This is a genomic window from Spiribacter onubensis, assembly GCF_040838425.1.
Taxonomy (GTDB): Bacteria; Pseudomonadota; Gammaproteobacteria; order Nitrococcales; family Nitrococcaceae; genus Spiribacter; species Spiribacter onubensis.
This window is the reverse complement of record NZ_JBAKFI010000001.1, coordinates 398,695-422,398: the sequence shown is the minus strand read 5'-3', so window position 1 is coordinate 422,398 and position 23,704 is coordinate 398,695. Positions and strand designations below refer to the sequence as shown.

At 64.5% G+C, this 23,704-nt stretch carries 23 protein-coding genes and 2 tRNA genes; all 25 read left to right on the top strand.

All coding sequences use genetic code 11. The annotated features are described in order from the left end of the window. Position 1: 1 nt before the first annotated feature. The 25 genes from folP (at position 2) to rbfA (ending at position 23,701) form a co-directional block, all read left to right on the top strand. A complete protein-coding gene (gene folP, locus V6X63_RS02105; protein WP_367966946.1) occupies positions 2-847 on the top strand; it encodes a dihydropteroate synthase in 846 nt (281 codons plus the stop codon). After that, the gene (gene glmM, locus V6X63_RS02100; protein ID WP_367977995.1) at positions 844-2,214 is read left to right on the top strand and encodes a phosphoglucosamine mutase; all 1,371 of its coding nucleotides are present in this window, start codon (positions 844-846) and stop codon (positions 2,212-2,214) included. The genes folP and glmM overlap by 4 nt, the downstream gene beginning before the upstream one ends. Positions 2,215-2,268: 54 nt before the next feature. After that, positions 2,269-3,027 carry a triose-phosphate isomerase gene (tpiA, locus tag V6X63_RS02095; protein ID WP_367977994.1) on the top strand — a complete coding sequence of 253 codons (759 nt, stop codon included), beginning with the start codon at positions 2,269-2,271 and terminating at the stop codon, positions 3,025-3,027. A 26-nt stretch (positions 3,028-3,053) separates the two neighbouring features. Continuing rightward, positions 3,054-3,416 carry a preprotein translocase subunit SecG gene (gene secG / locus V6X63_RS02090; RefSeq protein ID WP_407826364.1) on the top strand — a complete coding sequence of 121 codons (363 nt, stop codon included), beginning with the start codon at positions 3,054-3,056 and terminating at the stop codon, positions 3,414-3,416. A 99-nt stretch (positions 3,417-3,515) separates the two neighbouring features. Further along, positions 3,516-3,600, top strand: a tRNA-Leu gene (locus V6X63_RS02085). 45 nt (positions 3,601-3,645) lie between these two features. After that, on the top strand, positions 3,646-4,002 hold the full coding sequence (locus V6X63_RS02080) for an NADH-quinone oxidoreductase subunit A (protein ID WP_367966942.1): 357 nt from the start codon (positions 3,646-3,648) through the stop codon (positions 4,000-4,002). Then, positions 3,993-4,469 (top strand): NuoB/complex I 20 kDa subunit family protein, encoded by a 477-nt coding sequence (locus tag V6X63_RS02075; RefSeq protein WP_367966941.1) that lies wholly within the window; start codon positions 3,993-3,995, stop codon positions 4,467-4,469. Before V6X63_RS02080 ends, V6X63_RS02075 begins: the two co-directional genes overlap by 10 nt. A gap of 11 nt (positions 4,470-4,480) precedes the next feature. After that, a complete protein-coding gene (locus tag V6X63_RS02070; RefSeq protein ID WP_367966940.1) occupies positions 4,481-5,212 on the top strand; it encodes an NADH-quinone oxidoreductase subunit C in 732 nt (243 codons plus the stop codon). After that, positions 5,205-6,458, top strand: coding sequence for an NADH-quinone oxidoreductase subunit D (locus tag V6X63_RS02065; protein WP_367966939.1), 1,254 nt, complete (start codon positions 5,205-5,207; stop codon positions 6,456-6,458). Before V6X63_RS02070 ends, V6X63_RS02065 begins: the two co-directional genes overlap by 8 nt. Continuing rightward, positions 6,455-6,967, top strand: a complete 513-nt coding sequence (gene nuoE / locus V6X63_RS02060; protein ID WP_367966938.1) for an NADH-quinone oxidoreductase subunit NuoE — start codon at positions 6,455-6,457, stop codon at positions 6,965-6,967. Before V6X63_RS02065 ends, nuoE begins: the two co-directional genes overlap by 4 nt. A gap of 2 nt (positions 6,968-6,969) precedes the next feature. After that, a complete protein-coding gene (gene nuoF, locus V6X63_RS02055; RefSeq protein WP_367966937.1) occupies positions 6,970-8,247 on the top strand; it encodes an NADH-quinone oxidoreductase subunit NuoF in 1,278 nt (425 codons plus the stop codon). Next, positions 8,244-10,658 carry an NADH-quinone oxidoreductase subunit NuoG gene (nuoG, locus tag V6X63_RS02050; RefSeq protein ID WP_367977993.1) on the top strand — a complete coding sequence of 805 codons (2,415 nt, stop codon included), beginning with the start codon at positions 8,244-8,246 and terminating at the stop codon, positions 10,656-10,658. Before nuoF ends, nuoG begins: the two co-directional genes overlap by 4 nt. Then, positions 10,655-11,677: an NADH-quinone oxidoreductase subunit NuoH gene (gene nuoH / locus V6X63_RS02045; protein ID WP_367966935.1), complete on the top strand. Its 1,023-nt coding sequence runs from the start codon at positions 10,655-10,657 to the stop codon at positions 11,675-11,677. The genes nuoG and nuoH overlap by 4 nt, the downstream gene beginning before the upstream one ends. A 14-nt stretch (positions 11,678-11,691) precedes the next feature. Further along, positions 11,692-12,180: an NADH-quinone oxidoreductase subunit NuoI gene (gene nuoI, locus V6X63_RS02040; protein WP_367966934.1), complete on the top strand. Its 489-nt coding sequence runs from the start codon at positions 11,692-11,694 to the stop codon at positions 12,178-12,180. Between the two features lie 27 nt (positions 12,181-12,207). Further along, the gene (locus V6X63_RS02035) at positions 12,208-12,816 is read left to right on the top strand and encodes an NADH-quinone oxidoreductase subunit J (protein ID WP_367967842.1); all 609 of its coding nucleotides are present in this window, start codon (positions 12,208-12,210) and stop codon (positions 12,814-12,816) included. Positions 12,817-12,833: 17 nt separating this feature from the next. After that, positions 12,834-13,139 carry an NADH-quinone oxidoreductase subunit NuoK gene (gene nuoK / locus V6X63_RS02030; RefSeq protein ID WP_367966933.1) on the top strand — a complete coding sequence of 102 codons (306 nt, stop codon included), beginning with the start codon at positions 12,834-12,836 and terminating at the stop codon, positions 13,137-13,139. A gap of 3 nt (positions 13,140-13,142) precedes the next feature. Continuing rightward, positions 13,143-15,119, top strand: coding sequence for an NADH-quinone oxidoreductase subunit L (gene nuoL / locus V6X63_RS02025; RefSeq protein WP_367966932.1), 1,977 nt, complete (start codon positions 13,143-13,145; stop codon positions 15,117-15,119). Positions 15,120-15,121: 2 nt separating this feature from the next. Continuing rightward, positions 15,122-16,633 (top strand): NADH-quinone oxidoreductase subunit M, encoded by a 1,512-nt coding sequence (locus tag V6X63_RS02020; protein WP_367966931.1) that lies wholly within the window; start codon positions 15,122-15,124, stop codon positions 16,631-16,633. Positions 16,634-16,654: 21 nt separating this feature from the next. Continuing rightward, a complete protein-coding gene (gene nuoN, locus V6X63_RS02015) occupies positions 16,655-18,094 on the top strand; it encodes an NADH-quinone oxidoreductase subunit NuoN (RefSeq protein ID WP_367967841.1) in 1,440 nt (479 codons plus the stop codon). Between the two features lie 7 nt (positions 18,095-18,101). After that, a complete protein-coding gene (locus tag V6X63_RS02010; protein ID WP_367966930.1) occupies positions 18,102-18,428 on the top strand; it encodes a DUF2818 family protein in 327 nt (108 codons plus the stop codon). Between the two features lie 47 nt (positions 18,429-18,475). After that, a tRNA-Met gene (locus V6X63_RS02005) sits at positions 18,476-18,552 on the top strand. Positions 18,553-18,676: 124 nt separating this feature from the next. Next, positions 18,677-19,129: a ribosome maturation factor RimP gene (gene rimP / locus V6X63_RS02000; protein ID WP_367966929.1), complete on the top strand. Its 453-nt coding sequence runs from the start codon at positions 18,677-18,679 to the stop codon at positions 19,127-19,129. 34 nt (positions 19,130-19,163) lie between these two features. Continuing rightward, positions 19,164-20,660, top strand: a complete 1,497-nt coding sequence (gene nusA / locus V6X63_RS01995; RefSeq protein WP_367977992.1) for a transcription termination factor NusA — start codon at positions 19,164-19,166, stop codon at positions 20,658-20,660. A 32-nt stretch (positions 20,661-20,692) separates the two neighbouring features. Further along, complete coding sequence (infB, locus tag V6X63_RS01990; RefSeq protein WP_367977991.1) at positions 20,693-23,317, top strand: translation initiation factor IF-2; 2,625 nt, start codon at positions 20,693-20,695, stop codon at positions 23,315-23,317. A gap of 3 nt (positions 23,318-23,320) precedes the next feature. Beyond that, positions 23,321-23,701, top strand: a complete 381-nt coding sequence (gene rbfA, locus V6X63_RS01985; RefSeq protein ID WP_367966926.1) for a 30S ribosome-binding factor RbfA — start codon at positions 23,321-23,323, stop codon at positions 23,699-23,701. The last annotated feature ends 3 nt before the right edge of the window (positions 23,702-23,704 follow it).

The window sequence follows — 23,704 nt, the reverse complement described above, 5'->3', positions numbered from 1 at the left end:
TATGGCAGGGATCCTGGACTGCGGGGGGCGGTCCCTGGCACTCGGCCGTCCCCAGGTCATGGGCATCCTCAATGTGACCCCTGATTCGTTCTCGGACGGGGGTCGTTTCGTTGGGGCGGATGCGGCGATCGATCATGCCCGTTCCATGGTCGCCGATGGCGCCGCCGTGATCGATGTCGGGGGCGAATCCACCCGGCCGGGATCGCGGGGCGTTTCCGTGGAAGAAGAGCTGGACCGCGTGATTCCGGTGCTTGAGGCACTGCGTGACGAGGTTTCCGTACCGCTCTCTGTGGATACCTCCAAGCCCGAGGTGATGGAAGCGGCCGCGGCCGCGGGCGCCGGGCTGATCAATGATGTCATGGCCCTGCGCCGGCCCGGGGCGCTGGAGGCCGCCCGATGCACGGGGCTGCCGGTATGTCTCATGCACATGCAGGGCGTGCCGGAGACCATGCAGGATGACCCGCGGTATGACTCGGTCGTGACGGAGGTCCGGGATTTCCTTGCCGGGCGCATGGCGGACGCCGAGGCCAATGGCATCCCGCGTGAACGAATCATCCTCGATCCGGGCTTCGGCTTCGGGAAAACCGATCCGCACAATGCGCGTCTGCTCGCCGGCCTGGCGGAGATCTGCGATCTGGGTGTCCCGGTGCTGGCCGGACTGTCCCGCAAGTCGCTGGTGGGCAGAGTGCTCGGACGCGCGCTGCCGGATCGTCTTGCCGGGAGCGTGGCGGCCGCGGCGATCGCCACCTGGAACGGCGCGCGAATCATCCGCGCGCATGATGTGGCGGAGACGGTGGATGCCGTACGCTTGGCCGAGTACGTGCAGGCAGGAGGGATTGAGGCATGACCAGGCGCTATTTCGGGACCGACGGGATTCGGGGACAGGTGGGTGTGCCACCGATTACGGCGGATTTCGTGCTCAAGCTTGGCTGGGCTGCCGGCCGGGTGATCGGTCATCGGGATGGTTCCGGCGAGGTCCTCATCGGCAAGGACACGCGCCTGTCCAATTACATGTTCGAATCAGCGCTTGAGGCGGGTCTCTCGGCGGCCGGTGTTGACATCCGCCTGCTCGGGCCGATGCCAACACCGGGCATCGCCTATCTCACCCGCACCCTGCGCGCCAATGCCGGGATCGTGATCAGCGCTTCCCACAACAGTCATCACGACAACGGCATCAAGTTCTTTTCCGGCGATGGTTTCAAGCTGGATGACGCGGTGGAAACGGCGATCGAGCGGGAGCTTGAGCGCCCCCTGGAGACGGTGGCCTCCGCCGCCCTGGGCAAGGCCACCCGGCTGCTGGACGCGCCCGGCCGTTATATCGAGTTCTGCAAGCATTCCCTGGGCGCGGGGCTGAGCCTCCACGGCCTTACGCTGGTCGTCGACTGCGCCAATGGCGCGGGCTATCAGGTGGCGCCCGCGGTGTTCGAGGAGCTGGGTGCCACGGTTATCCGGCGCGGGACCCAGCCGGACGGGCTGAACATCAATGTCGAATGCGGTTCCACCCACCCCGACGGGTTGCGGCAGCTGGTCCGTGAAACGGGGGCGGACGCCGGCGTCGCGCTCGATGGCGACGGTGACCGTGTGATCATGGTCGATCACCGTGGTCAGGTGCTCGATGGTGATCAGCTTCTGTGGATCATCGCCCGCCACCGTCACGAACAGGGTCTGCTGGACGGGCCGGTGGTGGGAACCCAGATGAGCAACCTCGGCCTGCAGCTGGCCCTGGAAGGCCGGGGCATCGACTTCGAGCGCGCCCGCGTCGGTGACCGGTACGTCCTTGAACTCCTGCGCGCCCGGAATGGCATGCTCGGCGGCGAGTCGTCCGGACACATCGTCTGTCTCGATCGCACGACCACCGGCGACGGGGTCGTCTCGGCGCTCCAGGCGCTGGGCGCCGCGATGGATTCGGGCCGCCCGCTGGCGGATCTCGCGGATGGCATGACGCTGCTCCCCCAGCACATGATCAACGTCCCGATCCAGCCGGGCAGCGATCCGCTCTCGGATCAGCGCATCAGCGCCGCGGTGAACGACCTGGAGGTCCGCCTCGCGGACGCCGGGCGGGTGCTTCTGCGGCCCTCCGGAACCGAGCCGGTATTGCGGGTCATGGTCGAGGGCGATGACGCCGCCCGTGTCGAGGAACTGGCCATCGAACTGGCGGAGCAGGTCCGTTCATGCTGCGGTCATGGAGCGGCGGAACCCGCGGTCAATGATTGATTCCGGCGGCGTCCATCAGTAACCTCCTCAGGCTTTGCGTGGGGAAGTAGGGATATGCGCACGCCTCTGATCGCCGGCAACTGGAAGATGAATGGCCTGAGCGCGGACGCCGTGGCGCTGGCGGATGGCGTCGTCCAGCGTGTCGCCGGGCTCGATGGCATTGAAACAGTGATCTGCCCGCCGTTCGTCCACCTTCCGGGGGTTGCCGGGCGCCTGAGTGACGGCATCCATCTCGGCGCCCAGAACTGCGCCGACGCGGGGCAGGGGGCGCGTACGGGCGAGATCGCCGCGGATATGCTGGCGGATCTCGGTGTACGCTACGTCATTCTCGGGCATTCCGAACGCCGGCAGTTCTACGGCGAGGATGATGCGACGATCGCGGCCCGTTACGCACAGGCACTCGGGGCCGGGCTGCGGCCCATCCTGTGTGTTGGCGAGACGCTTGAGGAGCGCGACGCAGGCCGGACGCAGGCGGTGGTGGCCGAGCAGATCAACGGCGTCATCGATCGACTCGGGTCGGATACCGGTCTGGGTCACGGCGTGATCGCCTACGAGCCGGTCTGGGCGATCGGGACGGGGCGCACCGCGACGGCGGAACAGGCTCAGGGCGTCCACGCCTTCATCCGGGAGATACTGGGTGAGCGCCAGCCCGGGCTGGCCGACACGATGCGTCTGCTCTACGGCGGTAGCATGAAGCCCGCCAACGCGGCGGACCTGCTTGCCCAGCCCGATGTGGATGGGGGGCTGATCGGCGGCGCCTCACTTGATGCAGAGGACTTCGCGGCCATCTGTGCCGCGGCAGCGCGGGGCTGAACCCCGCAGACAGTTAGATCGGATTTGTGATGTACACGATTGTGCTGGTTATCCACCTTGCCCTCGCGCTGGTGCTCATCGGCGTGGTTCTGCTGCAGCATGGCAAGGGCGCCGACGCCGGTGCGGCCTTCGGCAGTGGTGCGTCGAGCACGGTTTTCGGTGCCCGCGGATCGGCCTCCTTCCTGGGCCGGCTGACCGGTGTGCTGGGGATCGGCTTTTTCGTGACCAGCCTGACGCTGGCCATCATGGCGGGCACTTTCAACAGTGGCGGCAGTGTCGTCGATCAGGCGCCTCCGGCGTCCGAGTCGGTGCTCGACTCGGCGCCAGCGCCGGCGGGCGGGCAGGAGGGCGGCAGCGGTGCAGCAGCACCGGCGCCGGCCCCTGAGTAGTCCGTCGTTCAGGGCGCCGGGCGCGCAGACAGGCGTGATTTTCGTTGTCGCCAAACGGCGTCACTGTTAATATCGGACGAGTACAAGGGCTACCGTGACGCGGATGTGGTGGAACTGGTAGACACGCTGTCTTGAGGGGGCAGTGGCGCAAGCCGTGCCGGTTCGAGTCCGGCCATCCGCACCATTTCAGTCCAGATAACCGTTTCCGATTGCAGGGTGCCGTCCGCCTATGGTCGAGAGCTATCTACCGGTGCTTGTCTTCATTGTCCTGGCGATGGCGATCGGCGTCGCGCCACTGGCAGCGGGTTTCATCCTGGCGCCAAGGCGGCCGGACCATGAAAAGCTCACGCCGTACGAGTGCGGCTTCGAGGCCTTCGAGGATTCGCGCATGCAGTTCGATGTGCGCTATTACCTGGTGGCCATTCTGTTCATCATATTCGACCTGGAGATCGCCTTCCTTTTCCCCTGGGCCATCGTGCTCGACGACATCGGGCTGTTCGGCTTCGGGGCAATGGCCATATTCATCGGCGTTCTGCTGGTCGGTTTCCTCTACGAATGGAAGAAGGGGGCGCTGGAATGGGAATAGAGGGCGTTCTCGAGAAGGGCTTTGTCACCACCTCGGCTGACAAGCTGATCAACTGGGCCCGCACCGGGTCCCTTTGGCCCATGACCTTCGGTCTCGCCTGCTGTGCGGTGGAGATGATGCATGCCGGCGCGGCCCGGTACGACATGGATCGCATGGGTCTGATCTTCCGGCCGTCGCCGCGACAGTCCGACGTGATGATCGTGGCCGGGACGCTGGTCAACAAAATGGCGCCGGCCCTGCGCCGCGTCTACGACCAGATGCCGGATCCGAAATGGGTCATCTCGATGGGTTCCTGCGCCAACGGTGGGGGGTATTACCACTACTCCTACTCCGTGACCCGTGGCTGTGATCGCATCGTACCGGTCGATATCTACGTCCCGGGCTGCCCGCCCACCGCCGAAGCATTGCTCTACGGAGTCGTTCAGCTGCAGAACAAGATTCGGCGTACCAATACCATCGCTCGCTGAGGAGCTCGGCCATGGCCAGGTCGCCAGAGAAAGTCTTGGAACAGGTGCGTTCCGCCCTGGGTGAATGGATCGTCGACAGCCGTTGCGCATACGGCGAGGCCGAAGTCGAGGTGGCACCGGAGAATCTCTACCGCTCGCTGGAGCGTCTGCGCGACAGCGAGTTGGTCGCGTTTGATCAACTTCTCGACATCGCCGGGGTGGATTATGCCGCCTACGGGCAGGATGAGTGGATCACCGACGAGGCCACCAATACCGGCTTCAGCCGGGGCGTCGACGGCTTCAGCACCGGCCGGCTCGGCCTGACCGGCATTTACGGTGTCCAGCCGATCGAGGCCAGTACCGGCAGGCGTTTCGCCGCGGTCTATCATCTGCTTTCCGTCCGGCATAACCATCGGGTCCGCGTCCGCTGCTTCGCGGCCGACGACGATCTGCCGATGCTCGACTCCATCGTCCCCCTCTGGGCATCGGCGAACTGGCAGGAGCGGGAGGCATTCGATCTCTTCGGCATTCTGTTCAACGGGCATCCGGATCTGCGCCGCATACTCACCGATTACGGGTTTGTCGGGCATCCTTTCCGCAAGGATTTCCCGCTGATCGGCAATGTCGAAGTGCGATACGACGAAAACCGGGGGCGGGTGGTCTATGAGCCCGTCTCGATCGAGCCCCGCGTGCTGGTGCCGAGGGTGATCCGGGACGACAACCGCTACGCCGATCCGGCGACGCAGGAGGCATCCGATGCCTGAGATCAGTAGCTACACGGTCAACTTCGGGCCGCAGCATCCGGCAGCTCATGGTGTGCTCCGGCTGGTGCTGGAGATGGACGGTGAGGTCGTGCGGCATGCCGACCCGCATATCGGGCTCCTGCACCGCGCCACTGAGAAGCTGGCCGAGACCAAGCCGTTCAATCAGAGCATCGGCTACATGGATCGGCTCGATTACGTGTCGATGATGTGTAACGAGCACGCCTACGTGCTTGCCATCGAAAAGCTGCTCGGCATCAGGCCGCCGGAGCGCGCCCAGTACATCCGCGTGATGTTCGACGAGATCACCCGGATCCTGAACCACCTGCTGTGGATCGGCGCCCATGGTCTCGATGTCGGCGCCATGACCGTATTCCTTTACGCCTTCAAGGAGCGTGAGGAGCTGATGGACTGCTACGAGGCGGTCAGTGGCGCGCGCATGCACGCGACCTACTACCGTCCGGGTGGTGTCTATCGTGATCTGCCGGAGCGCATGCCGAAGTATCGCGAGTCGGAGTTCCGTAACGACAAGGAACTCAAGCGCATGAATGCCGACCGCGAGGGCAGCATGCTCGATTTCATTGAGGCATTCTGCGACCGCTTCGTGGGCACGATCGAGGAAATCGAGACGCTGCTCACCGACAACCGGATCTGGAAGCAGCGTCTGGTGGACGTCGCCATCGTCTCGCCCGAGCGGGCGCTCCAGCTCGGCTTTACCGGCCCCATGCTGCGTGGTTCGGGCGTTGAGTGGGATCTGCGGCGCAAGCAGCCCTACGAGGTCTACGACCGCATGGATTTCGACATCCCGGTGGGCACCAGCGGGGACTGCTACGATCGCTACCTGGTCCGCATGGAGGAGCTCCGGCAGTCCGTGCGCATCATCCGGCAGTGCATTGACTGGCTGCGCCGCAACGGCGGGCCGGTGATGCTCACAGATCATAAGGTCGTCCCGCCGAGCCGCGAGGAAATGAAGGACGACATGGAATCGCTGATCCACCACTTCAAGCTCTTCACCGAGGGTTACTGCACGCCACCGGGCGAGGTCTACGCCTCGGTCGAGGCGCCCAAGGGCGAGTTCGGGGCCTACATCGTCTCCGACGGTGCCAATAAGCCGTATCGGCTCAAACTGCGCGCTCCCGGGTTCGCCCATATGGCCGCCATGGATGAGATGGTCCGGGGACATATGCTGGCGGATGTGGTCACCGTGATGGGAACCATGGATATCGTATTCGGGGAGGTTGATCGGTGAGCAGCGCCGAAAAACAGATTGAGGCCGGACTGACGGATGCCGAGCGCGAGGAGATCGATCAGTGGCTCGGCCGCTTCCCTGATTCGCCGGAAGGGCGCCGCTCCGCGGTGATTCCCGCGCTTCATGTCGTCCAGCACAACAGTGGCGGGTGGCTGCCGCCGGCCCGGATGGATGCCGTGGCCGACTATCTCGGCATGCCGCCGGCCCGGGTCTACGAGGTGGCGACCTTCTACGGCATGTTCGACGTCAAGCCCACCGGGCGGCATAAGGTCAATATCTGCACCAATATCTCCTGCATGCTTCGCGGCGCCGACGAGATCGTTGAGCATGTCGAGAAGAAGCTGGGGATCGGCCTCGGTGAGACCACGGCGGACGGCCGCATCACCCTCAAGCGCGAGGAGGAATGCCTGGCGGCTTGTGCCGGTGCGCCCATGATGCTCGTGGACGAGGAGTACTACACCGACCTCACACCCGAGAAAATCGACCGAATTCTCGACGAGCTGGAGTAGCCATGACCAACGTCTGCTACACGACCCTTCAATTCGACGAGCCCTGGACCCTGGAGAACTATCGGGCCACCGGGGGTTACCAGGCACTCGAAAAAGTCCTCCGGGATGGCATGAGCCAGGAGGACATCATTGAGACGGTGAAATCGGCGAACCTGCGCGGGCGCGGCGGCGCCGGCTTCCCGGCGGGAATGAAATGGAGCTTCATGCCGCGCAATGCGCCGGGTCCGAAGTATCTGCTGTGCAACTCCGATGAGTCGGAGCCGGGGACCTGCAAGGACCGCGACATCCTGCGCTACAACCCGCACGCACTGGTCGAGGGGATGATCATCGCCGGTTACGCGATGGGCGCCACCACCGGCTTCAACTACATGCGCGGCGAGTTCATGAAAGAGCCGTTCTCCCGCATGGAGCAGGCTGTCCGGGAGGCGCGCGAGGCCGGGTATCTGGGCAAGGACATCCTGGGATCCGGCTTTGATTACGAAATCCAGAACTATATCGGTGCCGGCGCCTACATCTGTGGCGAGGAATCGGCGCTGATGGAGTCCCTTGAGGGCAAGAAGGGCATGCCGCGCAACAAGCCGCCATTCCCGGCCCAGGCGGGCGTCTACGGGCGGCCGACGACGATCAACAACACCGAGACCATCGCCTCGGTGCCAGCGATCATCCGCAACGGCGCGGACTGGTTCCTGGAACTCGGCAAGCCGAACAACGGCGGGATGAAGATCTTCTCCGTCTCGGGGCATGTGGAGAAACCCGGCAATTTCGAGATTCCGCTGGGAACGCCGTTCCGAGACCTGCTGGAGATGGCCGGCGGTGTCTGGAAGGGCCGTCGGCTCAAAGCGGTGATCCCCGGCGGTTCATCGATGCCGATGATCCCCGGCGATCAGATGATGGAGCTCACCATGGACTACGACGCGCTCATGGAAGCGGGGTCCGCGCTCGGTTCGGGCGGCGTCGTGGTGATGGACGAGACCACCGACATGGTCCGGGCGCTGCTGCGCATCAGCCGTTTCTACTACGCCGAGTCCTGCGGGCAGTGCACGCCCTGCCGTGAAGGCACCGGCTGGATGTACCGCGTGATCAAGCGCATCTACGAAGGGCATGGCCGGCCGGAAGATCTCGAGCTGCTGGATTCCGCGGCGGGCCAGATCGCCGGTCACACCATCTGCGCGTTCGGGGAGGCGGCGGCATGGCCGGTGCAGGGTGTGCTCAAGCACTGGCGCCACGAGTTCGAGTATTACATCGAGCATAAGCGATCCATCGTCGAGGCAGCGGCATGAGTGCAGAAGTCGAGACACAGAATCCGGAGACGGTCAGCGTCACCATCGACGGCCAGGAGATCGAGGCCCGCAAGGGCGCGGCCCTGATTGCCGTCGCCGACGAGCATGGCATCGATATCCCGCGGTTCTGTTATCACAGCAAACTCTCCGCGCCGGCCAACTGCCGCATGTGTCTGGTGGATGTCGAGATGAACGGCCGTCCGGCGCCAAAGCCGCTGCCTGCCTGCATCACGACGGTCGCCGACGGGATGGTGGTACGGACCACGTCGGAGCGTGCCCTGAAGGCCCAGCGCGGCGTCATGGAATTCCTGCTCATCAACCATCCGCTCGACTGCCCGATCTGCGACCAGGGTGGCGAGTGCGAACTGCAGGACCTTGCCCTGGGATACGGACGGAGCGTCTCGCGCTTCGTCGAGCGCAAGCGGGTGGTGAAGGATGAGAACCTGGGCCCGCTGGTGGCCACCGAGATGACCCGCTGCATTCACTGCACGCGCTGCGTCCGGTTCCTGGACGAGATCGCGGGCACCTCGGAACTCGGCGCCATGTATCGTGGTGAACACACCGAGATCAGTACGCTGGTGGGCAGTGGGGTGCACTCCGAACTCTCCGGCAACATCATCGACCTGTGTCCGGTGGGCGCGCTGACCTCACGGCCCTATCGCTTCACGGCCCGGGCCTGGGAGATGCTCAGCCATGCGAGCATCGCCCCACATGACTGCCTGGGCTCCAACATCGACCTCCACCAGGTCCGGGGCACCATCAAGCGGGTCGTGCCACGGGACAACGAGGGGGTCAACGAGTGCTGGATCAGCGACCGCGACCGCTTTTCCTACGAAGGCGTCTACAGTGCGGAGCGTCTGCTCTCCCCACAGATCCGGGAAAACGGTGAGTGGCATAGCGTCGACTGGCAGACCGCCATCGAGACGGTCGCCAACGCACTGCGCCGGGTGGTCGACGAGCATGGCCCGGAGGCCCTGGGGACACTGCTCTCCCCGTCTTCGACGCTGGAGGAGATGTATCTCCTTGCCCGGATTACGCGCGCGCTCGGCAGCGACAACATCGACAGCCGCCTGCGTCGCGCTGACTTCCGCGACGGTGTGGAGTCCTCGGGATACCCCGGACTGCAGATGCCGGTGGCTGACCTCGAGGCCCTCGACACGGCACTTGTCGTTGGCGGATACCCGCGCCATGAGCAGCCGCTGATCAACCACCGGCTGCGCAAGGCGGCCAAGTCGGGCGGGCGGATCATGGCCCTCAACCCCCGCGGCTTCGACTGGAACATCGATCTGGCGGTCGAACGGGTGGTGGCGGCAGCGCAGATGCCGGCGGCGCTCGCGGCCGTCGTGCGGGCCGTCGCCCGACTCAAGGGGGTGGATGAGCCTGACGGAATGAGCGAGTGGCTTGGCGATGAGGCGCCGGGTGCCGAGGCGGAAGCGATCGCCGCGAACCTCTGTGCGGAGGGGCAGGGCGCCGTGTTGCTCGGCGGGCTGGCTGAAGCGCACCCCGCGGGGGCCGAACTGCGCCATCTGGCGGCCCTGATCTCGCAAATGACCGGAGCCGCCTACGGCGAACTCACCAATGGTGCCAATGCCGCTGGCGCATGGATTGCCGGGGCATTGCCCGGACGACGTGCGGATGGTGGCCACACGGCCGGGCTGGACGCGGGCGTCATGCTGGCGGAAGCGCGCAAGGGCTATGTGCTCATGGGCATGGAGCCGGAGCACGACCTGGTCGATGCGGCGGCTGCCACGGAGGCATTGCGGCAGGCTGAGACGGTCGTCGCACTCGTCACCCATGATTCCGCGGTGCTGCGCGAAACCGCCGATGTCCTCCTGCCCATCGCGGCGCTGGGCGAGACCGCGGGGACGCTGGTCAACGCTGAGGGACGGTGGCAGACCTTCGCCGGGGTGGGTCAGCCTCAGGGCGAAGCGAGACCCGCCTGGCGGTTACTCCGGGTCCTGGCCAACGTCCTTGAGCTGGATGGCTTCGAGTATCAGGCACCGGACGAGATTCACCATGAGATCCAGGCCATCGCCGGTGAGGTGGGTGTCGGTCGACCCACGAAGCCGGTAGCCGTCGCTGCGACAGCCGGAACGGGTCTGATGCGGATCGGTCAGGCGGCCATGTTCGGGGTCGACCCGCTCACCCGGCATGCGGACTCTTTGCAGCAGACGGATCATGCAGCGCCCGTCACGGCAACCATGAATCCGGCGGATGCGGCGTCCCTGGGGCTGGGTGCAGTCGACGAGGTGCGTGTGACCCAGCGCGGCGTGACCCGCGCCATGCCGCTTGTGCTCAGTGAGGCGGTGCCGGCGGGCAGCGTCTGGATTCCCGCGGGCGTTGCCGGCAGCGAGGGGCTTGGTGCGCTGATCGGGCCGGTGGAAGTCAGCGCGTCCGGAGACAGTGCATGAGCGCATTGATCGAACTCAGCTGGATCGTGGCCAAGATCGTGGCACTGGTGGTGCCACTGTTCGTGGCGGTCGCCTATATGACCTACGCGGAGCGCAAGGTCATCAGCTCTATGCAGCTGCGCCGCGGCCCCAACCGGGTTGGTTGGCATGGTCTGCTGCAGCCGATCGCCGACGCGCTGAAGCTGCTGATGAAGGAAGTCGTTCTGCCGCAGAACGCCAACCGTTTCCTCTTCGTACTGGCGCCCATGCTCTCGATCATGCCGGCGCTCGCCGCATGGGCGGTCCTGCCGGTGGGCGATGGGCTGGTGATCGCGGATATCAACGCCGGGCTGCTCTACGTGCTGGCGATGACGTCGATGGGGGTCTACGGGATCATCCTTGCGGGCTGGGCGTCCAACTCGAAATACGCGCTGCTGGGCGCGCTCCGGGCGGGCGCGCAGGTGGTGTCCTACGAGATTGCCATGGGATTCGCGCTGGTGGGCGTTCTGATGGCCGCTGGCAGCCTTAATATGGGTGAAATCGTGCGGGCCCAGGAAGGACCGATCTGGAACTGGTTCTGGCTGCCCCTCCTGCCGCTGTTCATCGTCTACTGGATCTCCGGTGTGGCCGAGACCAACCGGTTGCCATTCGATGTCGCGGAAGGCGAATCCGAGATCGTCGCCGGCTTCCACGTCGAATACTCCGGCATGGCGTTCGCCATCTTTTTCCTGGCCGAGTACGCGAACATGATCCTGATCTCCGGTCTGGCGGCGATCATGTTCCTGGGCGGCTGGTATTCGCCCTTTCACGGCATCCCGCTGCTGGGCCCGCTGTTCAGCTGGGTTCCGGGGATCGTGTGGTTCGCGCTCAAGGTCTGTTTCTTCCTTTTCCTCTACATCTGGTTCCGGGGGACCTTCCCTCGATATCGCTACGACCAGATCATGCGCCTCGGCTGGAAGGTGCTGATCCCCGTCACGGTGGTATGGCTGGTTGTCGTGGCAGGCATGATTCTGGCCGAAATCGGACCATGGTTTTCATGAGCAGGTGATTGACGATGCAGGCAGTTAAGGAATTCTTCGGCACGTTCATGCTCACCGAGCTGCTCAAGGGGATGCGGCTCACCGGGCGACACCTGTTCGAGTCCAAGTACACGCTTGAATACCCGGAAGAGAAGGCGCCACAGTCGCCGCGCTTCCGCGGGCTGCATGCGCTGCGGCGTTACCCCAATGGTGAGGAGCGCTGCATCGCCTGCAAACTCTGTGAGGCGGTCTGTCCGGCGCTGGCCATCACCATCGAGTCGGAGCCGCGCGAGGACGGCACCCGGCGCACCACGCGATACGACATCGATCTGTTCAAGTGCATCTACTGTGGGTTCTGCGAGGAATCCTGCCCGGTGGATTCGATCGTCGAGACGAGAATTCACGAATATCACTTCGAGCGGCGTGGCGAGCAGGTCATCCACAAGGATGAGCTCCTGGCGATGGGCGAGAAGTACGAGGCGCAGCTGGCCGAGGACCGGGCAGCGGACGCGCCGTACCGGTAAGCGCAGGGGGGCTGGGGGCAGCACGTGATTGAAAAAGTCATCTTCTATGTTTTCGCCGCGATTCTGCTACTCGCGGCGACGCTGGTGATCACCTCGCGAAATCCCGTGCACTCGGCGCTGGCGCTGGTGCTGGCGTTTTTCACCAGCGCCGCGCTATGGCTGCTGGCCGAGGCGGAATTCCTGGGGATCGCGCTGATCCTGGTCTACGTCGGCGCGGTGATGGTGCTGTTCCTTTTCGTGGTGATGATGCTGGATATCAACCTCTCCGTCATGCGGGAGGGGTTCGCGCGCTATCTGCCCATCGGCGCGCTGGTTGGCGTTGTGATGGTCCTCGAGATGCTGCTGGTGATCGGGGCCGGTGTGGTCGATATCGGCGGGCCGCCGGCGGAAGCGGCCGGAGCTGCCGCCGAGCCGAACAACATCCGGATGCTGGGCAGCGTGCTGTATACCGTCTATGTCTATCCGTTCGAGCTCGCGGCGATCGTGCTGCTGTTGGCCATCATCGCCGCGATCATGCTGACGCATCGCCGGCGGGGCGGAACCAAGCACCAGGACATCTCGGCACAGGTCCGCACCCGCAAGGCCGACCGCCTGCGCGTGGTGCAGATGCCGAGCGAACGCGAAACCGACTCATAACAACAACCGGGGCATTCATGTTAGCGCTCTCCGACTATCTGGTTCTCAGCGCACTGCTGTTTTCCATCGGCATGGCGGGCATTTTCCTCAACCGGAAGAATGCGATCGTCCTGCTCATGTCCATCGAGCTGATCCTCCTCGCGGTGAACTTCAACTTCATCGCCTTCTCGCATTTCCTCGGCGACATCCATGGTCAGGTTTTCGTGTTCTTCATACTCACGGTTGCCGCGGCTGAATCGGCCATCGGTCTCGCCATTCTCGTGGTGCTGTTCCGCAACCGGAACACCATCAATGTCGGCGACCTGGACAGCATGCGGGGATAGGAGATGAAGACGATTTACCTGCTCATTGTCCTTGCCCCCCTGTTTGGCGCCGCCGTATCGGGCCTTGCCGGCGCGCGCATCGGGCGCACGAACGCCCATCGCATCACGGTCGGGGCGGTCGCCCTGTCGGCGCTGCTATCCCTCTGGGTCTTCTACCAGCACCTCTGGGGCGGCGTCGGGCCCTACAACGAGACGGTGTACCAGTGGGCCGTCGTCGGTGGACTGAATATGGAGGTCGGCTTCCTGGTCGACCGACTGACCGCACTGATGATGGTGGTTGTCACCAGCGTGTCGCTGGCGGTGCATGTCTACACCATCGGTTACATGCATGATGACGCCGGCTACCAGCGCTTCTTCAGCTACCTCAACCTGTTCACCTTCTCGATGCTGATGCTGGTGATGGCCAACAACTTCCTGCAGCTGTTCTTCGGCTGGGAAGCGGTGGGCCTGGTCTCATACCTGCTGATCGGTTTCTGGTACCGGAAGGAAACCGCCATCTTCGCCAACCTCAAGGCCTTCCTGGTCAATCGGGTGGGCGACTTCGGTTTCCTGCTGGGCATCGCCGCGGTGCTGATGTACTACGGGAGCCTGGACTACACGGAGGTCTTCTCGGCCGCCGCGGCGGCACCCGACCAGACCATGACGCTGTTCGGCACCGAGGCGCTGGTGGCGACGGTGGCAGCGATCCTCCTGTTCATCGGCGCCATGGGTAAATCGGCGCAGGTCCCGCTGCATGTCTGGCTGCCGGACTCCATGGAGGGCCCGACCCCCATCTCCGCGCTGATCCACGCCGCCACCATGGTGACCGCGGGTATCTTCCTGGTGGCCCGCATGTCGCCGCTGTTCGAGCTGTCCGATACTGCCCTGTCGGTGGTGCTCGTGCTGGGCGCGGTGACCGCGTTTTTCATGGGACTGGTGGGCCTGGTCCAGAACGACATCAAGCGGGTGATCGCCTACTCAACGCTATCTCAGCTCGGTTACATGTTCGTCGGCCTGGGTGCCTCGGCGTATGCGGCGGGTGTGTTCCATGTGATGACCCACGCCTTTTTCAAGGCGCTGCTGTTCCTCGGCGCAGGGGCCATCATCGTAGCGCTGCACCATGAGCAGGATATGCGGCGGATGGGCAACATGCGGCGCTACATGCCGATCACCCATATCACCATGCTGCTGGCGACCCTTTCTCTGGTCGGAACGCCCTTCTTCTCCGGCTATTACTCCAAGGACGCTATCATCGAGGCGGTGCACCTCTCCGATCGGGCCGGTGCGGTCTTCGCCTACTGGGCCGTCCTGCTCAGCGTGTTCGTGACCGCGCTCTACAGCTTCCGGCTCTACTTCATGGTCTTCTGGGGCGAAGAGCGCATCGATCCGCATGCCAAGGAGCATATGAAGCATCTGCCCCGCTATGTCCTACCGGTCATGGAATGGCCGCTGGTGGCGCTGGCGGTGCCGGCGGCGCTGATCGGCTACTTCACCATCCAGCCGCTCCTCTTCGGCGGGTTCTTTGCCGAATCCATTCAGGTGGCGCCAGCCAACGATGTCCTCGCGAAGCTGGCGGAGAAGTTCCACGGACCATTCGCCTTCGGCCTTCATGCGGCGGTGAATCCGGCCTTCTGGCTCGCCGTGGCCGGTGCCGTGACCGCCTGGTTCCTCTATCTCCGTCGCCCGGATCTGCTGCCCGCCATCAACGCGCGTCTCGCGGTGGTGGTCCGGGTGCTGCAGCGCAAGTACGGTTTCGATGACCTGTACAACACCGTCTTTGCCGGTGGCGGCCGACTGCTCGGCCGGATCCTCTGGCGTGGCGGTGACCAGGGCATCATCGACGGCGTGCTTGTCAATGGGACGGCGCGCACCATCGGCCGTATCGCGGCCGTGCTGCGCGGCGCCCAGTCCGGATATCTGTATCACTATGCCTTTGCGATGATCGTCGGCCTCCTGCTGCTGCTGACGGTGTTCGTGGGTAGCTGGCGGGGATGGTTCTGAACATGTTTGAAGGTTGGCCCTTACTGAGCCTGTTGATCTGGTTGCCGATTGTCGGCGGAGCGGGTGTGCTCGCCGTCGGCAGGGCGGATGCCGATCGTGCCCGCTGGTCGGCACTGGCGGTGGCGGCGCTGGTCTTCGTGCTTGCCCTCGGCCTCTGGGTCGGCTTCGAGGTCGGTTTCGCAGGGATGCAGTTCGTCGAGCGTATCCCCTGGATCCAGGCTTTCGGAATCGACTACTACCTCGGCGTCGACGGCATTTCCATGCCGCTGGTCGTCCTGACCGCGTTCGCCACACTGCTGGTGGTGGTGGCGGCGTGGGAGGTCGTGCGCTACAAGCCGGCACAGTACCTGGCGGCGTTCCTGATCATGGAAGGCATCATGATCGGCGTATTCAGCGCGCTGGATGCCATCCTGTTCTATGTATTCTTCGAGGCGATGCTGATCCCGATGTTCCTGATCATCGGGATCTGGGGTGGTCCCAACCGGATCTACGCCACCCTCAAGTTCTTCCTCTACACCTTCCTCGGTTCGGTCATGATGCTGGTTGCGCTGATCTACCTGCGCACCGAGGCGGGCAGCTTCGCGATCCAGGATTTCTATGGGCTGCGGCTGCCGCTGGCGACCCAGATGCTGATCTTCCTCGCGTTCCTGGCGGCTTTTGCCGTCAAGGTGCCGATGTTCCCGGTGCATACCTGGCTGCCGGACGCCCACGTCGAGGCGCCGACCGGGGGGTCCGTCATCCTCGCGGCGATCACCCTGAAGATCGGCGGCTACGGTTTCCTCCGCTTCAGCCTGCCGATCACGCCCGAGGCAAGCATGGCGCTGGACTGGCTGCTGATCGGCCTGTCCCTCATCGCCGTGGTCTACATCGGGCTGGTGGCGATGGTGCAGGAGGATCTCAAGAAGCTCATCGCCTATTCATCCATCGCTCACATGGGCTTCGTCACCCTGGCGTTTTTCCTGATCTTCCGCATTCTCGCCGGCAGCGGCAGCCGTGACGGTGCCCTCATGGCGCTGGAGGGCGGAATGGTCCAGATGATCTCACATGGTTTCGTCTCGGCGGCGATGTTCCTGTGTGTGGGTGTGCTCTACGACCGCATGCATACCCGGCGGATCGCCGATTATGGCGGTGTCGCCAATCGCATGCCGGTATTCGCCGGGTTCTTCGTGCTCTTCGCCATGGCCAATGCAGGCCTGCCGGGCACCTCCGGTTTCGTCGGCGAGTTCATGGTGATCCTGGCGAGCTTCCAGGCCGGCTTCTGGTATGCCGCCATCGCGGGTCTGACCCTCATTCTGGGTGCGGCCTACAGCCTGTGGATGATCAAGCGCGTCGTCTACGGCGAGGTCAAGAGCGAAGCGGTCGAGGAGCTTCAGGACGTGAGCGCCCGTGAGCGCCTTCTGCTGGGAGGTCTCGCCGCGGTGGTGCTTTTCTTCGGCATCTATCCGGCACCCCTGATCGATGTCATGGCCCCGTCGCTGGATGCGCTGTTCCGCATCGTGGTGCCGACCCTCTAGTACCCTGGCCCGAGGACGATGATGAATTTCGAGATGCCCCAATTCGCACTCGCCGCCCCCGAAATCTGGCTCGGGGTCATGGTCTGTGTCGTGCTCATTGCGGATCTTTTCGATCGCAGCCAGGAGGGCCGGATCGCCTTCTTCCTGACCCAGGTCACGCTTCTGGTGGCGATCTGGCTGGCGATATCAACGCATTGGGGCGGCGACCGCGAGATTACCTTCAACGGCATGTACGTCAGTGACAGCCTGGCGGCCGTCCTGAAAGTGGCGATCGCCGGTCTGGCCGCCGTGACGCTCGGTTACAGCCGGGACTACCTGCGCCAGCGCGAGCTGCTCAAGGGCGAGTTCTACATGCTTACCCTGATCGCCACGCTGGGGATGTTCGTCATGGCGTCCGCGAGCAGCCTGCTCGTGCTCTACGTGGGCCTCGAGCTGCTGTCGCTGAGTCTCTACGCGATGGTCGCCTTCGATCGCGACAGTCGGATCGGTGCCGAAGCGGCGATGAAGTACTTCGTTCTCGGCGCGCTGTCCTCCGGCATGCTCCTCTATGGGATGTCCATGATCTATGGCGCCTCCGGCAGCCTGCTGATCGATGACATCGCGGCCAGAGCGGCCGCCGGCGATAACCTGCTGCTCATGGCGTTCGGGATGACCTTTGCGCTGGTCGGCATCGCCTTCAAGTTCGGCGCCGCCCCGTTCCATATGTGGATTCCGGACGTCTATCAGGGAGCACCTACCGCGGTGACCGCCTTTCTGGGCAGCGCGCCGAAGATTGCGGCGCTTGCCCTGTTCCTGCGGCTACTGGCCGACGGCCTGGGACAGCTGCATGATCAGTGGCAGGTGATGGCGATCATTCTCGCGGTGGGTTCGCTGGCTGTGGGCAATCTCTTCGCGCTGGTGCAGACCAACTTCAAGCGGATGCTGGCCTACTCCACCATCTCGCATATCGGCTTTCTGTTCCTCGGCCTGATCGCGGGCACCGACGAGGGATACGCCGCGGCGCTGTTCTACGCGATCAGCTACGGCATCATGGCCGCTGGTGGATTCGGAATGATCATCCTGCTCTCCCGAAAGGGTTTCGAGGCTGAGATGATCGACGATATGCGCGGGCTGAACGACCGGCACAGCGGCTACGCGCTGGTCATGCTGCTCCTGATGTTCTCCATGACCGGCATCCCCGGCACTGTCGGCTTCTATGCCAAGTGGCTGGTGCTGCAGGCGCTCGTGGATGCGGGCATGGTCTGGCTCGCGGTGATCGCGGTGATCTTCGCCGTCATCGGCGCGTTCTACTATCTCCGCGTCCTCAAGGCGGTCTACTTTGACCGGGTGGAGTCACCCGCGCCGCTTGAGGCGCCAATGGGGCCACGGGTGGTGGTGGCGGCCAATGGTGGACTCGTGCTGTTGCTGGGGCTCTTCCCCGATACGCTGATCGCGATCTGCCGGGCCGCCTTCGGGCTATGAGCCGACGATGACCACCGGGGTCGCGATTATTGTCCTCCTGCTGATCGCCGTGCTGGCGGCCAATCTGCCCTGGACGAGCGAGCGGATTGCCTTCGTCTGGCCGGCGCCGGCCCGCGGCAAGCCGGAGTGGGTGCGGCTTCTGGAATGGCTGGTGCTCTTTTTCGTCGTGGGGCTCGTCGGTGCCGGTATGGAATACCGCACCCAGGGGCAGCTACAGATCCAGGGCTGGGAGTTCTGGGTCATTGCGCTGTCGCTCTTCGCCACTTTTGCCCTGCCCGGTTTCATTTACCGTCATGACCTGCGCCGACGGCTGTTGAAGCGTCAGCGTCGATAAAGCCCTTGAAATACGCGGGTCCGATCCCTATCCTATGCGGTGTCGGTTGCGGGGTGGAGCAGTCCGGTAGCTCGTCGGGCTCATAACCCGAAGGTCGCAGGTTCAAATCCTGCCCCCGCTACCAAACAGGCATCTTCGAGAAGGCCGCTTGCGGCCTTTTTTTTTGCTGGTGCCGCTCGGCGGCAGCTGGCGATGGAAATGGGCCATGGGCCCATTTTTTGTTCCGGGCAGGGCCGGACACGAAAGACATGAAAGCGCCTGAACGCGTCACGAATCTGCTGGAGCCCGTTGTCGAAGGCCTCGGATACGAGTTCGTCGGAGTGGAATACCACCCGGGGCGGCAACAGGGCGTACTGCGCGTGTTCATCGATCGCCCCGACGGAATTGATGTCGACGACTGCGCCCGCGTCAGTCACCAGGTCAGCGGTGTGCTTGATGTGGAAGACCCGATTGCCGGCGACTATCTCCTGGAAGTTTCCTCGCCCGGCTTGGATCGTCCCATCTTCAAGACCTCGGATTACGAGCGTTTCGCCGGCGAGTGGGTCCGCATCCGCCTGCGCACGATGGTGGACGGGCGGCGCAGATTCCATGGCCGGCTGGTTGGCCTGAAGGGTGACAGCGTGGTGGTGGACGAGTCGGGTGAGCGGACCCTGGTGTCGCTGGCGGACATTGATCGCGCGCACGTCGAGCTGGAGCCTTGAGCGCCAGCGAATTGCAATCGGAGAACGGTAGAAGATGAGCAAGGAAATTCTGCTGGTAGTAGACGCCATCGCCAACGAGAAGGGTGTCGAACAGGAGGTGATCTTCGAGGCGATCGAAGCGGCTCTGGCGTCGGCGACGCAGAAGCGGCATGAAGGCGAGATCGCCGCGCGTGTTGCGGTGGATCGCCGCACCGGCGACTACGAAACCTTCCGGCGCTGGGAAGTGGTCGAAGACGAGGATGAGCTGGAGTTTCCAGACCAGCAGATCCCGATCAGTCAGGCCCGTGAGACGGATCCGACGACCGAGGTCGGGGGGTTCATCGAAGAGCCGATGGAATCGGTGGATTTCGGCCGCATCGCGGCGCAGACCGCCAAGCAGGTCATCGTCCAGAAGGTCCGTGATGCCGAACGCGCCCAGGTGGTGGAGGCCTATCGGGATCGCGTCGGAGAGCTCATTACCGGGATCGTCAAGCGCGTCGAGCGCGGCAATGTGTTCCTTGATCTTGGCGGGAACGCCGAGGCATTCATACCGCGCGAGGACATGATTCCGCGGGAGGCCGTCCGCCCCGGGGACCGCCTTCGGGCCTGGCTGCGCGAGGTGCGCGAGGAATCCCGTGGGCCGCAGCTGTTTTCCAGCCGCTCCGCCCCGGAATTCCTGGTGGAGCTGTTCAAGCTCGAGGTGCCGGAAGTGGGGCAGGATCTGCTGGAGATCCTGGGCGCGGCCCGTGACCCGGGCCTGCGTGCGAAGATCGCGGTCAATGCACTGGATAGTCGCATCGACCCGGTGGGGGCCTGTGTCGGCATGCGTGGCTCAAGGGTTCAGGCGGTCTCCAACGAGCTCTCCGGGGAGCGCATCGACATCATTCTCTGGAACGAGAATCCGGCCCAATTCGTGATTAACGCCATGGCCCCGGCCGAGGTGGAATCCATCGTGGTCGATGAGGATCGGCACAGCATGGACATCGCAGTGGGTGAAGAGCAGCTCTCGCAGGCCATCGGCCGGGGCGGCCAGAATGTGCGCCTGGCAAGCGAGCTGACCGGCTGGGAGCTCAACGTCATGACCGCCGCCGAGGCGGAGGCGAAGAGCGAGGCCGAGGCGGCCGAGCTGGTTGACATGTTCGTCCGCGAGCTCGACGTCGACGAGGACCTGGCCGGGCTGCTGGTCGAGGAGGGGTTTTCCAGCCTCGAGGAAGTGGCCTATGTGCCGGTGGTCGAGCTGCTGGAGATTGAGGGATTCGACGAGGATCTTGTCAACGCCCTGCGTCAGCGTGCGCGGGACGTGCTGGCCGAGCGCGAGGCCGAAGCGGCCGCCGCGGAGGCGCCTGCCGAGGATCTGCTCGCCATGGAGGGCATGGACGAGAGCCTCGCCGCGAATCTGGCTGCCCAGGGTATCCGCACCATGGAGGATCTCGCGGAGCAGTCGGTGGATGATCTGGTTGAAATCGAGGGTCTTGATGCAGAGCGCGCGGGCGCGCTGATCATGAAGGCTCGAGAGCCCTGGTTCGCCGAGGAGGGCGAGGGCCAGGACTAAGCCCGGACGAACCGGGACGGAGGATATTGAATATGGCGCAGAGCACGGTCAGAGATTTTGCGGAGCAGACCGGAGTGCCCCTGGACCGGCTGATGATTCAGCTGCGAGAGGCGGGGCTGTCCTGCGAGGATCCGGATGCGGAGTTTGCCGAGTCGGACAAGACGGCTCTGCTCGACCATATCCGGTCGACCCACGGTCGCAAGGAAGAGGCCGACGAGGAAGGACCATCGCAGATCACGCTCAAGCGGCGCAGTCACAGCCAGTTGCGCATGCCCTCGGGCGGTGGCGCCGAGCGCCGGAGTGCGCGGGGCAGTCGGGCCGCGACGGGCCGGACGGTCAATGTCGAGGTCCGCAAGAAGCGCACCTACGTCAAGCGCAGCGTGGTGGAAGCAGAGGCTGCGGAGCAGGATGCCCAGGTGCTTGAGCGGGCATTGCAGCGGGATCTGAAGGCTGCCGAGGAAAGCCGTCGCCAGGAGGCTGAGGCGGAGACCGAGCGTCAGCGCCAGGAAGCCGCGGAAGCGGCCGCCCGGGAGGCAGAGGCTGCGGCGGCCGCCGAGGCCGGGGCGTCGCGTGCGGAATCCGCTGCCGAAGCGTCAGCACCGGAAGAGCCGGAGGCCGAAGCGGAGCAGACAGTCGCCGACATCGAGGCCGAACAGCAGAAGGCCGAATCCGAGGCGGCACGCAAGAAGGAAATCGAGGACGAAAAAGAGCGCAAGCGCCTTGAGGCCGAGGCCAAGCGCGAGCGTGAGGCCGAGGAGCGCGCCGCCCGCAAGGCCGCGCGTGGCAAGGGCAAGGCACGCAAGAAGGCCGAGGCCGGTGGTCGTCAGGGGCGCCGCCGGGGCGCCGCCGGCGCCGCCAGCTCCGCTCTGCAGCAGGAGTTCGAGAAGCCGACGGCGCCGGTGGTGCGCGATGTGCAGGTGCCGGAAACCATCACGGTTGGCGAGCTCGCGCAGCGCATGAGCGTGAAGGCGGCGGACCTCATCAAGGAGATGATGAAGCAGGGCGTGATGGCCACCATCAACCAGGCCATCGATCAGGACACCGCCGTGCTGCTTGTCGAGGAGATGGGCCATCGCCCGCACATCGTGCGCGAGGACGATCTCGAGGAGGCGGTGCTCGGTCAGGCCGCAGAGCCAGTGGGCGAGGAAGTGTCGCGTTCCCCCGTGGTGACCATCATGGGCCATGTCGACCACGGCAAGACCACACTGCTGGATTTCATCCGCCGCGCGAAGGTGGCTTCCGGTGAGGCGGGCGGCATCACGCAGCACATTGGTGCTTACCGTGTGAATACGGACCGGGGCGATCTGACGTTCCTTGATACGCCCGGCCATGAGGCCTTCACCGCGATGCGGGCGCGTGGCGCGCAGGTCACCGATGTCGTGATCCTTGTGGTGGCTGCCGATGATGGCGTCATGCCGCAGACCGAAGAGGCGGTGAAGCATGCGCGTGCCGCCGGGGTGCCCATCGTGGTGGCCGTGAACAAGATCGACCGCGAGGATGCCGATCCGGACCGGGTCAAGAACGAGCTTGCCGCCCGCGAGGTGATTCCTGAGGAATGGGGCGGGGATACCCAGTTCATCTCCTGCTCGGCACTGACCGGCCAGGGCGTGGAAGAACTCCTGGAAGCGGTGGCGCTGCAGGCAGAGCTCCTGGAGCTGAAGGCGGTCCGCGAGTGTCCGGCCTCAGGCATCGTCGTCGAGTCGAGTCTCGACCGCGGCCGTGGACCGGTCGCGACCATTCTCGTGCAGAACGGTGTCCTTCAGCAGGGCGATATGATCATCTCCGGCACGGAATACGGGCGTGTCCGGGCACTCCTCGACGAGCGTGGCGAGCGGGTGAAATCCGCCGGGCCGTCGACGCCTGTCGTGGTGCTGGGCCTGTCCGGGCTGCCCGAGGCCGGTGACGAGGTGCTGGTGGTCGAGGATGAGCGCAAGGCCCGTGAACTGGCCGACCACCGCCGCGAGAAGAGTCGCGACAAGCGACTCCAGGCGCAGAAGGCGGCGCGGATGGACGAGCTCTTCTCTCAGATGCAGGACCAGGAGGTGAAGACGGTCAATCTGGTCATCAAGGGTGACGTCCAGGGCTCGGTGGAAGCGCTGACCCAGTCCCTCACCAACCTCTCCAACGAGGAGGTCCGGATTACCCCGGTCGCCACCGGTGTTGGCGCGATCAATGAGTCCGATGTCAATCTGGCGCTCGCATCGGAGGCCCTGTTGATCGGATTCAACGTGCGTGCCGACGCCAAGGCACGGCGGCTTGCCCAGGAAAACGAGGTCGAGCTGCATTACTACAGCATCATCTATGATGCGATCGACCAGCTCCGGAGCGCCATCAGCGGTATGCTGGAGCCCGAGACGCAGGAGCAGATCATCGGCACCGCAGAGGTGCGCGATGTCTTCCGGTCCTCGCAGCTGGGCCAGATCGCCGGCTGCCTGGTGGTGGATGGCGTGGTCCGGCGGCGTAACCCGATCCGTGTGCTGCGTGACAACGTGGTCGTGTTCGAGGGCGATCTGGAGTCTTTGCGTCGATTCAAGGACGACGTCAACGAGGTTCAGTCGGGTACGGAGTGTGGTATCGGCGTGCGCAACTACAACGACGTTCGAGTAGGCGACCAGATCGAGTGCTACGAGCGTGTGACCATCGAGCGGTCACTGTAGGCGATGCCGAGGGATTTCTCGCGCGCCCGCCGGGTCGGGGATCAGATCCAGCAGGAGCTGGCCGAGCTGATCCGTGACGAGATCCGCGACCCGAGGGTCGGCTCGGTGACCGTCTCCGAAGTGCGGGCGAGTCGTGACTTCGCCCATGCCGAGGTCTTCGTGACGGGGCTGGGTATGGAGGAAGCGGCGTCCATGGAAATGGTGAAGGCGCTGAATGGCGCGGCCGGTTTCCTCCGCCGCCAACTCGCCCGCCGGCTCTCGCTCAGGACAGTGCCGGCCCTGCGATTCCACTACGATCCGGTCTTCGACCGCGGTGCCCGGCTCAATCGACTGATCGACGAGGTGCGCCCCGAAGACGGGACATCCGGGCAGGATGCTGACTGACTG

Bases quoted from the DNA above. Each gene is read 5' to 3' on its own strand.
- folP (WP_367966946.1), top strand. From the start codon at position 2: ATGGCAGGGATCCTGGACTGCGGGGGGCGGTCCCTGGCACTCGGCCGT.
- glmM (WP_367977995.1), top strand. From the start codon at position 844: ATGACCAGGCGCTATTTCGGGACCGACGGGATTCGGGGACAGGTGGGT.
- tpiA (WP_367977994.1), top strand. From the start codon at position 2,269: ATGCGCACGCCTCTGATCGCCGGCAACTGGAAGATGAATGGCCTGAGC.
- V6X63_RS02080 (WP_367966942.1), top strand. From the start codon at position 3,646: ATGGTCGAGAGCTATCTACCGGTGCTTGTCTTCATTGTCCTGGCGATG.
- V6X63_RS02075 (WP_367966941.1), top strand. From the start codon at position 3,993: ATGGGAATAGAGGGCGTTCTCGAGAAGGGCTTTGTCACCACCTCGGCT.
- V6X63_RS02070 (WP_367966940.1), top strand. From the start codon at position 4,481: ATGGCCAGGTCGCCAGAGAAAGTCTTGGAACAGGTGCGTTCCGCCCTG.
- V6X63_RS02065 (WP_367966939.1), top strand. From the start codon at position 5,205: ATGCCTGAGATCAGTAGCTACACGGTCAACTTCGGGCCGCAGCATCCG.
- nuoF (WP_367966937.1), top strand. From the start codon at position 6,970: ATGACCAACGTCTGCTACACGACCCTTCAATTCGACGAGCCCTGGACC.
- nuoG (WP_367977993.1), top strand. From the start codon at position 8,244: ATGAGTGCAGAAGTCGAGACACAGAATCCGGAGACGGTCAGCGTCACC.
- nuoH (WP_367966935.1), top strand. From the start codon at position 10,655: ATGAGCGCATTGATCGAACTCAGCTGGATCGTGGCCAAGATCGTGGCA.
- nuoI (WP_367966934.1), top strand. From the start codon at position 11,692: ATGCAGGCAGTTAAGGAATTCTTCGGCACGTTCATGCTCACCGAGCTG.
- nuoK (WP_367966933.1), top strand. From the start codon at position 12,834: ATGTTAGCGCTCTCCGACTATCTGGTTCTCAGCGCACTGCTGTTTTCC.
- nuoL (WP_367966932.1), top strand. From the start codon at position 13,143: ATGAAGACGATTTACCTGCTCATTGTCCTTGCCCCCCTGTTTGGCGCC.
- V6X63_RS02020 (WP_367966931.1), top strand. From the start codon at position 15,122: ATGTTTGAAGGTTGGCCCTTACTGAGCCTGTTGATCTGGTTGCCGATT.
- nuoN (WP_367967841.1), top strand. From the start codon at position 16,655: ATGAATTTCGAGATGCCCCAATTCGCACTCGCCGCCCCCGAAATCTGG.
- V6X63_RS02010 (WP_367966930.1), top strand. From the start codon at position 18,102: ATGACCACCGGGGTCGCGATTATTGTCCTCCTGCTGATCGCCGTGCTG.
- rimP (WP_367966929.1), top strand. From the start codon at position 18,677: ATGAAAGCGCCTGAACGCGTCACGAATCTGCTGGAGCCCGTTGTCGAA.
- nusA (WP_367977992.1), top strand. From the start codon at position 19,164: ATGAGCAAGGAAATTCTGCTGGTAGTAGACGCCATCGCCAACGAGAAG.
- infB (WP_367977991.1), top strand. From the start codon at position 20,693: ATGGCGCAGAGCACGGTCAGAGATTTTGCGGAGCAGACCGGAGTGCCC.
- rbfA (WP_367966926.1), top strand. From the start codon at position 23,321: ATGCCGAGGGATTTCTCGCGCGCCCGCCGGGTCGGGGATCAGATCCAG.